Below are 9428 nucleotides of genomic sequence, written 5' to 3'. Positions count from 1 at the left end.
GTGAATGAAGTCGAGAGCTTGGTCGATACGCATAAAAAAATCCGAAACCCAACAAGGAGTTTCGGATTCTTACACAGCCTGAGGATCGGTCAATGGATCCTTAACTGATCGGCATTAGGCCTTGGCCTCCCTTGCTTTTTGTGGCACAAAAGAAAAGACAAGCACCAGATGCGACCCAGCTTGTCGCGCTCAAGTGTTAGATTCATCTGCCATAAATCTTCACACCAACAGGACATCCTATGGAACCCGAGATCATTACCGAAGCACAGACCTGGCTGACCAACAACCAGGGGCTGATCATCGAGTATGCGGTCAACATCGCCGCCGCCCTGATCACCCTGCTGGTCGGTTACATTGCAGCCAACCTTCTCAGCGGTGGCGTGGTCAAGGTGATGCAGACCCGCAAGCTGGACACCACCGTCACCCACTTCGTCGGCAGCATCCTCAAATACACCATCCTGGTGTTCGTGGTGATCGCCGCCCTGGGCCGGGTCGGGGTGCAGACCGCCTCCTTCGTCGCCATTATCGGTGCCGCCGGTCTGGCCATCGGTCTGGCGCTGCAGGGCTCTCTCTCCAACTTTGCCGCCGGTTTCCTGCTCATCATCTTCCGCCCCATCAAGGCAGGGGAATTTATCGAGGTGGCAGGCACCAATGGCGTTGTGCAATCGGTCCAGCTCTTCACCACCACCCTCACCTCCGGTGACAACAAGATGGTGGTAGTGCCGAACTCCGCCATCCTCAACGGCACCATCGTCAACTACTCGCGCATGGATACCCGCCGCGTCGACATGACCTTCGGCATCGGCTACGGCTCGGATCTCCGCAAGGCCAAACAGATCCTGGAGCGGCTGGTGAGCGAAGAGCCCCGCATCCTGAAGGAGCCGGCAGCCACCATTGCCGTTGCCGCGCTGGCCGACTCCTCAGTCAACATCGTGGTGCGTCCCTGGGTCAAGACCGGTGATTACTGGGGTGTCTGGTTCGACTTCCACGAGAAGGTGAAGCTCACCTTCGACGCCGAGGGCATCGAGATCCCCTTCCCCCAGCGTGTGGTCCACATGCAGAAGACGGCGGATTGATCCTCGGTGTGCGTTCTCCAGTGCCAGCCTTCGGGCTGGCACTGTCGTTTCTGCCTTGCTGTGACATGAAAAAAACCGGCCACAGGCCGGTCTTGCGCACCAGATAGCACTGCGTTCTCACCCCAGCCGACGTGCGACCCGGTTGAGCAGGGGCTGCATCAGCACATAGCCCCCCAGCACGGCTCCGATCACCGCCAACACGCGGATCTCCAGCGTCGGCGCCGCATTGGCCAGCGTCAGGGTCAGCAAACCGATGAGGCCGGTGGCGATCAGGCTCAGGGCAAACAGGGATAACAGGGCTTTCATCTCGATCTCCTCATTCCACACCATTGATTCCATACCTTGGCCATCCCTGGGAGATCTCGTCCATTCGGCTCATATGGTAGCCAGCGTCTGTTGTCCACCATTTGCGCCTGCTCAAAAAACCGTCCGATGAGCGTCTGTTGAATACCCTTTGATCTGTCACGCCAGCTTTCCAGAGCCACGGCCGCGCTCCCCTTGAAATGAAAGCCTTTTCAACCCGAACAAGCATGCGCAAACGCAAGATCCCGGGGTACTGGGTGACTCATAATCGCACTGTTTTGGTTGTACACTCCCTCGTTGCAGACAATTGGTAATGCTCTGTTACACGGGGCGCACGGAGTGCCCGGTATAATGCTCGCATAATAAGGTTTGGCGGGAGCCTTGCCTGCAAGGTTCAAACACAACTTGGAAGACTGATAATCCTATGAAAAATATCAATCCAACCCGGACCCAGGCCTGGCAGGCACTGGAAGCCCATTTTGCAGCCAACAAGGAGATGCGTCTCAAGGATCTGTTCGCACAGGATCCCAAGCGTTTTGACAAGTTCTCCCTCACCTTCGGTGGCGACATCCTGGTCGACTACTCCAAGAATCTGATCACCGAAGAGACCCTCAAGCTGCTGGTGAACCTGGCTGGCGAGACCGATCTGCGCAGCGCCATCGACGCCATGTTCAACGGCGACAAGATCAACATGACCGAAGGACGCGCCGTACTGCACACCGCCCTGCGCAACCGCTCCGACCGTCCCATCGAGGTTGACGGCAAGGACGTGATGCCGGAAGTGAACGCCGTACTGGCCAAGATGAAGGGCTTCTGCGAGAAGGTCATCAGTGGCGAGTGGAAGGGCTATACCGGCAAGGCCATCCAGCACGTGGTCAACATCGGCATTGGTGGCTCCGATCTGGGCCCCGTCATGATCACCGAGGCCCTGCGCCCCTACAAGAATCACCTGGAGATGCACTTCGTCTCCAACGTCGACGGCACCCACATCGCCGAGACGCTCAAGAAGATCGATCCGGAAACCACCCTGTTCCTGGTGGCCTCAAAGACCTTCACCACCCAGGAGACCATGACCAACGCCCTGACCGCCCGCGACTGGTTCCTCGGTCACGCCGGCGACAAGGCTCACGTGGCCAAGCACTTCGCCGCCCTGTCTACCAACGGCAAGGCCGTGGCCGAGTTCGGCATCGACACCGACAACATGTTCGAGTTCTGGGACTGGGTCGGCGGCCGTTACTCCTCCTGGTCCGCCATCGGCATGCCCATCGCCCTCTCCCTCGGCTTCGAGCACTTCGAGGCCCTGCTGCAAGGCGCCTTCGAGATGGACATGCACTTCGCCACTGCCGCCTATGAACAGAACGTGCCTGTACTGCTGGCCCTGATCGGCCTGTGGTACAACAACTTCCATGGTGCCGAGTCCGAAGCCATCCTGCCGTACGATCAGTACATGCATCGCTTCCCTGCCTACTTCCAGCAAGGCAACATGGAGTCCAACGGCAAGTACGTGGATCGCGACGGCCATCCGGTGGACTACCAGACCGGTCCCATCATCTGGGGTGAGCCGGGTACCAACGGCCAGCACGCCTTCTACCAGCTGATCCATCAGGGCACCAAGCTGATCCCCTGCGACTTCCTGGCGCCGGCCATCAGCCATAACCCCATCGGTGACCACCATCCGAAGCTCCTGGCCAACTTCTTCGCCCAGACCGAAGCCCTGGCCTTCGGCAAGAGCAAGGAAGCGGTGGAGGCCGAGTTCCTGGCCGCCGGCAAGACGCTGGAGCAAGTCAAGGATCTGGTGCCGTTCAAGGTGTTCGAAGGCAACCGCCCGACCAACTCCATCCTGTTCAAGCAGCTGACCCCGAAAACCCTCGGCTCCCTGATCGCCATGTACGAGCACAAGATCTTCGTACAGGGCGCAATCTGGAACATCTTCTCCTTCGACCAGTGGGGTGTGGAGCTGGGCAAACAGCTGGCCAACAAGATCCTGCCGGAGCTGGGCACCGATGAGGCCGTCACCAGCCACGACGGCTCCACCAACGGCCTGATCAACACCTGGAAAGCCTGGAAGGCCTGATTGCTCGCGCCCTCCAGAATGCAAAAGCCCCGCTCGATGAGCGGGGCTTTTTTATAGGCTTCAATCTGTCTGTTTGCATCATCCGGACGACAGGCCAGGTGTCTAAGCCAGCCAGTAACGGGGATCGTCATCCCCGCCCCTTCCGATGCCGCTCAGCGAAGGCTTAACCGCCGACGGCAATACGCTTCATGTCCTTCATGTAACCACGCAGGGTCTGGCCGATCTTCTCGCACCAAGCATGGTTGCGGGTCATGCCAGATTAACCGCCAACAGCGATGCGCTTCATGTCCTTCATGTAACCACGCAGGGTCTGGCCGATCTTCTCGATCGGGTGGTTGCGGGTCGCTTCGTTGGCAGCCAGCAGGGCCAGGTTGTCCACCGCCTTACTCTCGGCACGGGCACTGCCCAGGTCCCCTGCTTGCAGGGTCGGCATGAAGTGCTCACGCAGCAGCGGCACGGCAGCGTTGGCAAACAGGTAGTTGCCGTACTCCGCGGTATCGGAGATGACCACGTTCATCTCGTACAGACGCTTGCGGGCGACGGTGTTGGCGATCAGCGGCAGCTCGTGCAGAGACTCGTAGTAGGCGGACTCTTCATAGATGCCGGAGGCCACCATGGTTTCGAACGCCAGCTCGACACCCGCCTTGACCATGGCCACCATGACCACGCCATTATCGAAGTACTCCTGCTCGGCGATCTTGCCAGCATAGGCAGGGGCATTCTCGAAGGCGGACTTGCCAGTCTCTTCGCGCCAGCCGAACAGCTTGGCATCGTCTTCGGCCCAGTCAGCCATCATGCCGCGGGAGAACTCGCCGGCGATGATGTCATCCATGTGCTTCTCGAACAGCGGACGCATCAGGGTGCGCAGTTGCTCGGAGAGCTCGAAGGCACGCAGCTTGGCCGGGTTGGAGAGACGGTCCATCATCAGGCTGATGCCACCCTGCTTCAGGGCCTCGGTGATGGTCTCCCAGCCGAACTGGATCAGCTTGCCGGCATAGGCCGGGTCGGTGCCCTCGGCAACCAGCTTGTCGTAGCAGAGCAGGGAACCGGCCTGCAGCATGCCGCACAGAATGGTCTGCTCGCCCATCAGGTCGGATTTCACTTCCGCGACGAAGGAAGATTCCAGCACGCCGGCACGGTCGCCACCGGTAGCAGAGGCCCACGCCTTGGCGATGGCCATGCCCTCACCCTGGGGATCGTTCTCCGGGTGGACGGCGATCAGGGTCGGTACGCCGAAACCACGCTTGTACTCTTCACGCACTTCGGTGCCCGGGCATTTGGGTGCAACCATCACGACGGTGATGTCGGCACGGATCTGCTGACCCTCTTCCACCACGTTGAAGCCATGGGAGTAGCCCAGCGCAGCGCCCTGCTTCATCAGCGGCATCACGGTTTTGACGACGTCGGAGTGCTGCTTGTCCGGAGTCAGGTTCAGCACCAGATCGGCGGTCGGGATCAGCTCTTCATAGGTGCCGACCACGAAGCCGTTGTCGGTGGCCTTCTGCCAGGAGGCGCGCTTCTCGGTGATGGCGGCCTTGCGCAGGGCGTAGGAGATGTCCAACCCGGAGTCGCGCATGTTCAGACCCTGGTTCAGGCCCTGGGCGCCACAGCCCACAATCACCACCTTCTTGCCCTTCAGCACGTTGCAGCCGTCCGCGAACTCTTCGCGCTGCATGAAACGACACTTGCCCAGCTGGGCCAACTGCTGACGCAGGTTCAAGGTGTTGAAATAGTTAGCCATGGTGATTGCTCCGTTCGATTGATTCCATGCCGGATAGCGGCGTTGTCGAAACCACTATAGCGCGGGACACTTATTGCCTGAACTGATATATTCGAAACAGTACGTTGCAGGAATTGAAATGTGATTTCCCGCAATCTCCCGCCGCCGAGCCATCGTGCTACAGGGCGCCTGACAACGCCGCAGGAATAAAAAGATGGACCTTCGCAATCTCGAACTGTTTCTCCACCTCGCCGACTCCCTCCACTTCGGCAAAAGCGCCGATGCCATGGCGGTCAGCCCCTCCACCCTGAGCCGCGCCATCCAGCGACTGGAACAGGAGACCGGCTGCGTGCTGTTCGAGCGGGACAACCGCTCGGTGCGGCTCACCCCTGCTGGTGACAAGCTGCGGGAGTTTGGCGGTGCCTTGCTGCAGGAGTGGCGCCAACTCAAACAGGAGCTCAAGCGCAGCGACGAGCCGCTGCAAGGGCGGCTGCGGGTGTTCTGTTCGGTTACCGCCAGCTACTTTCTGCTGCCCGAGGTACTGGAGCGCTTTCGCCGCCGCTACCCCCAGCTGGAGATCAAGCTGGAGACCGGCGACCCGGCACTGGCAGTGGACAAGATCCTGGCTGACGAAGCCGATCTCGCCATCGCAGCGAGGCCGGATGCGCTCTCGTCCAAGCTGGAATTCGCCAGCCTGCAACAAGTCCCTCTGGTGTTCATCGCCCCCCGCAATGCCCCCCAGCAGGGTCAGTGGTTCCCCCAGGGCGAACCTGACTGGGAGCGCCTGCCGCTGATCCTCTCCGAACAGGGGCTGGCCCGAAAGCGTTGTGATCAATGGTTTCGCAACAAGGGGATAGCTCCCAACATCTATGCAGAAGTGGCGGGCAACGAGGGCATCGTCGCCATGGTGGCCCTCGGCTTCGGTGTGGGTGTCGTGCCTGCCGCCGTCATCGATCACAGCCCCATGGGGGACAAGGTGCGTGTGGTCGAGCCCAAACCGGCGCTCAAGGCGTTCGACGTCGGCATCGCCGTGCTCAAGAAGCGGCTTGAAGAGCCGCTGATCCGCGCCTTCTGGGACACCGCACGCGGCCAGGGAGGCCTTCGCTGATCCGGCAGGCGTCGGAGCCACAGTGAGTGTCAAATGTATCAGTATGAAAGTGGGGGAGAAGAGGGGACACTGGCCGGCACCATCCAGCCACCATCAAGGAATAGAGCGTGAGCCAGCATCTTGTCGAAATCCGCAGTGCCATCCTGTTCGCAGAATATCTGCAAAGCCTCGGGGTCCAGCGCCATGAACTCGATCGGGAGCAGGAGATCTATCTCCAGGACAGGCACCTCGCCACGGTGCAATGCATTCAGGGGGAGCTGCGCTTTTATCTGCGCGCCAGCGCACTGGCCAGATCGTGATCCGCAATCGGTCACAGTACCCGCACGCAAAGCGTATTAGACTGGCACCATCCGTCCCCCTCGCCCCGGGGGCCACCACGAGGAGTGCCCATGAAACAAAGCGGCCTGGATCGGCTCTTCAAACCTCACTCGATCGCCGTCATCGGCGCCTCCAGTGATCCGCAGAAAGCAGGCCATGTGGTCATCCGGCACCTGCTGGCGGGTCAGTTCCAGGGCCCTATACTACCCGTAGCCCCCCGCAGCCAGGCCATCGCTGGCGTGCTCGCCTATCCGGACATAGAGAGCCTTCCCCTCTCCCCCGATCTCGCCATCGTCTGTACCCGGCGCGAACGGGTACTGCCGCTCATCGAGGAGCTCGGCAAGAAAGGAACCGGAGCCGCCATCATACTGGCCGCCCAGTTCTCCACTGACGAGCGCCTGCGGCTCAAGCATCTGTGCCAGCAATACGGCATCCGGCTGCTCGGCCCCAACAGCATGGGCATGCTGCTCCCCGGGCAGGGTATCAACGCCAGCTTTTCCCCCATTGCAGCGACTCCGGGACAGGTCGCGTTTCTCTCCCAGTCGGCAGCGGTCAGCACCACCATCCTGGATTGGGCCAAGCAGCGCGAAATCGGCTTCTCGGCCTTCATCTCCCTGGGCGATCATTGCGACATCGACTTTGGCCAACTGCTGGATCAGCTCTCCCGGGACGGGACGACCCGCGCCATCCTGATCTACATGGACAAGCTGCACGATGCCAGGCACTTTCTCTCCGCCGCCCGTGCCGCCTCGCGTAACAAACCCATCCTGATCCTCAAGAGCGGTCGGCACGACCCGGCCAACGGTCTCGACAATGTCTATGATGCCGCCATCCGCCGGGCTGGCATGCTGCGCGTCCGGGATACCCACGAACTGTTTGCCACTGTCGAGACCCTGAGCCACTCCCTGACCCTCAAGGGGGAGCGGCTCGCCATCCTCTCCAACGGGCGCGGTCTCGCCAACATGGCCGCAGACGTACTGCTGTCTCGGGGAGGCAAGCTGGCGATGCCACCCCTCGACATCGGCAGCGATGCAGATATCGAGGCCTACAAGAGTGCACTCGAGACGCTGCTCCAAGGGGACAGTGCCGATGCCATCCTGCTGATCCATGCACCGTCCCTCACCGCCCGAGGTGTCACCCTCGCCAGCAACCTGATCGACTTCATCAAGCAGCATCCCAGGGCCAGACGATTCAACATACTGACCAACTGGGCAGGCGAATACTCCGCCCAAGAGGGGAGACGCCTGTTCAACGAAGCGGGCATCCCGACCTATCGCACCCCGGAAAGCGCCGTCACGGCCTTCATGCACATGGTGGAATATCGCCGCAACCAGAAACAGTTGATGGAAACACCGGCCTCCCTGCAGGGCGACAGGCTCGATGTCGAGCGCTGCCAGCAGCTTCTTGGGCAAGCGCTGGACCGCCAGCAGCGGGTGCTGGACACCCACCTGGCCCATCCCATCTTGCAGGCAGCCGGGCTATCCACCCTCGCGACCTGGATCGTTTCCGATGCCATCGAGGCCGCACTGACTGCAGAACAGATTGGCTACCCCGTAGCGGTGAAGCTGCGATCTCCCGACATCGCCCACAAATCCGATGTACACGGTGTCATGCTGAACCTGCGCACCTCGGCGGAAGTCGCCCAGGCGGCGGATGCCATTCTGGACAGGGTACGTCAGCACGATCCTGGCGCCCGCATAGAAGGGCTTCTGGTACAACGCATGGCACGCCGCAGCGGGGGTCTGGAGCTACGGATCCGCTTGCAGCAGGATCCGGTCTTCGGCCCCGTCATCCTGCTCGGGGAATCCGGCGCCGAGCCCCGCGACATGGTCGCGGCCCTTCCTCCCCTCAACCAGGCACTGGCTCGCTACCAGATCATTGGTGCCCTCAAGGATAGCAAGATCCGCGAGCAGGCCAGTCCGGTACGGCTCGATATCGACGCCCTCGGCCAGGTGCTGTGCCAGCTCTCCGAGCTGCTGCTGGCCTTCCCCGAGATACAAGAACTGGATCTGCACCCGCTGCAGGCCTGTGGCGAAGAGATGGTGATCCTGGATGCCCGGCTCGTCTTGGCAGAGCGAGGACAACAAGTGCTGCCACTGGCCATTCGCCCCTATCCCACCGAGCTGGAAGAGGGTGCCTGGCTGAAAGATCAGAGTCATGTGCTGCTGCGCCCCATCCGCCCCGAAGACGAGCCGGCCCACAAGCAGTTCGTGCGGCAGGTGTCTGATGAAGACAGGTACAAACGCTTTTTTGCCGACGTGGGGGAGCTGGGGCATGAGGAGCTGGCCCGCATGACCCAGATCGATTATGACCGGGAAATGGCCTTCGTCGCCGTGGGTCAGGACGGCCCTTTCAGCCAGCAGATCCTGGGAGTGGTGCGAGCCATTGCCAGCCCGGATCAATCGGATGCGGAGTTTGCCATCCTGGTCCGCTCAGACTTGAAAGGGCTCGGACTCGGCAAGTTGATGATGGAAAAGATCGTGCGCTACGCCAGAGAGCGTGGCATAGGCCAGCTATCTGGCATGACCATGCCCAGCAATCGCGGCATGATCAATCTGGCCAAACGGCTCGGTTTCAAGATCGATATTCAGCTGGAAGACGGGATAGTCAACATGGAGCTGCCCTGTGCTGATCAGGTTGTATAACGATACAATCGTGGTGGTAAATCAACCAGATATGGATGGATAACGTGAATTTCAGGCAATAAGAAACCCCGCTCGAGTGAGCGGGGTTTCTTGTATTGGGTGCCTGGCAGTGTCCTACTCTCGCATGGCGAATGCCACACTACCATCGGCGCTACAGCGTTTCACTTCTGAGTTCGGCATGGGG

Annotated in this window: 7 protein-coding genes; 5 read left to right on the top strand and 2 right to left on the bottom strand. The window is 60.7% G+C overall.

Annotated elements, in window-relative coordinates; translation table 11 throughout:
- The first annotated feature begins 239 nt into the window (after nt 1-239).
- On the top strand, nt 240-1076 hold the full coding sequence (locus tag ACNPAA_RS20010; RefSeq protein ID WP_039040993.1) for a mechanosensitive ion channel domain-containing protein: 837 nt from the start codon (nt 240-242) through the stop codon (nt 1074-1076).
- A gap of 117 nt (nt 1077-1193) precedes the next feature.
- On the opposite strand, the gene ACNPAA_RS20005 is transcribed toward ACNPAA_RS20010, so the two are convergent.
- Nucleotides 1194-1382, bottom strand: coding sequence for a hypothetical protein (locus tag ACNPAA_RS20005; protein WP_029314882.1), 189 nt, complete (start codon nt 1380-1382; stop codon nt 1194-1196).
- Nucleotides 1383-1803: 421 nt separating this feature from the next.
- Here ACNPAA_RS20005 and pgi point away from each other — a divergent pair, with 421 nt between their 5' ends.
- Nucleotides 1804-3453: a glucose-6-phosphate isomerase gene (pgi, locus tag ACNPAA_RS20000; RefSeq protein WP_201873054.1), complete on the top strand. Its 1650-nt coding sequence runs from the start codon at nt 1804-1806 to the stop codon at nt 3451-3453.
- Nucleotides 3454-3712: 259 nt separating this feature from the next.
- On the opposite strand, the gene ilvC is transcribed toward pgi, so the two are convergent.
- Nucleotides 3713-5194, bottom strand: a complete 1482-nt coding sequence (gene ilvC, locus ACNPAA_RS19995) for a ketol-acid reductoisomerase (protein WP_069784585.1) — start codon at nt 5192-5194, stop codon at nt 3713-3715.
- A 193-nt stretch (nt 5195-5387) separates the two neighbouring features.
- Here ilvC and ilvY point away from each other — a divergent pair, with 193 nt between their 5' ends.
- The 3 genes from ilvY (at nt 5388) to ACNPAA_RS19980 (ending at nt 9244) form a co-directional block, all read left to right on the top strand.
- Complete coding sequence (gene ilvY, locus ACNPAA_RS19990; protein WP_010676123.1) at nt 5388-6281, top strand: HTH-type transcriptional activator IlvY; 894 nt, start codon at nt 5388-5390, stop codon at nt 6279-6281.
- Between the two features lie 107 nt (nt 6282-6388).
- On the top strand, nt 6389-6580 hold the full coding sequence (locus tag ACNPAA_RS19985) for a hypothetical protein (RefSeq protein WP_010676124.1): 192 nt from the start codon (nt 6389-6391) through the stop codon (nt 6578-6580).
- Between the two features lie 90 nt (nt 6581-6670).
- On the top strand, nt 6671-9244 hold the full coding sequence (locus ACNPAA_RS19980; protein ID WP_182956152.1) for a bifunctional acetate--CoA ligase family protein/GNAT family N-acetyltransferase: 2574 nt from the start codon (nt 6671-6673) through the stop codon (nt 9242-9244).
- Nucleotides 9245-9428: the final 184 nt, after the last annotated feature.

Origin of the sequence: Aeromonas sp. PS2Canimalfood6, from assembly GCF_048276795.1 — a bacterium.
GTDB lineage: Bacteria > Pseudomonadota > Gammaproteobacteria > Enterobacterales > Aeromonadaceae > Aeromonas > Aeromonas caviae.
Note: the sequence above shows the minus strand (reverse complement) of the source record. Positions and strands in the feature narration are given on the sequence as shown.

What these genes read in the sequence shown, in the direction of transcription:
- ACNPAA_RS20005 (WP_029314882.1), bottom strand. Translation starts at nt 1,382, where the DNA reads ATGAAAGCCCTGTTATCCCTGTTTGCCCTGAGCCTGATCGCCACCGGC.
- ACNPAA_RS20010 (WP_039040993.1), top strand. Translation starts at nt 240, where the DNA reads ATGGAACCCGAGATCATTACCGAAGCACAGACCTGGCTGACCAACAAC.
- pgi (WP_201873054.1), top strand. Translation starts at nt 1,804, where the DNA reads ATGAAAAATATCAATCCAACCCGGACCCAGGCCTGGCAGGCACTGGAA.
- ilvY (WP_010676123.1), top strand. Translation starts at nt 5,388, where the DNA reads ATGGACCTTCGCAATCTCGAACTGTTTCTCCACCTCGCCGACTCCCTC.
- ACNPAA_RS19980 (WP_182956152.1), top strand. Translation starts at nt 6,671, where the DNA reads ATGAAACAAAGCGGCCTGGATCGGCTCTTCAAACCTCACTCGATCGCC.
- ilvC (WP_069784585.1), bottom strand. Translation starts at nt 5,194, where the DNA reads ATGGCTAACTATTTCAACACCTTGAACCTGCGTCAGCAGTTGGCCCAG.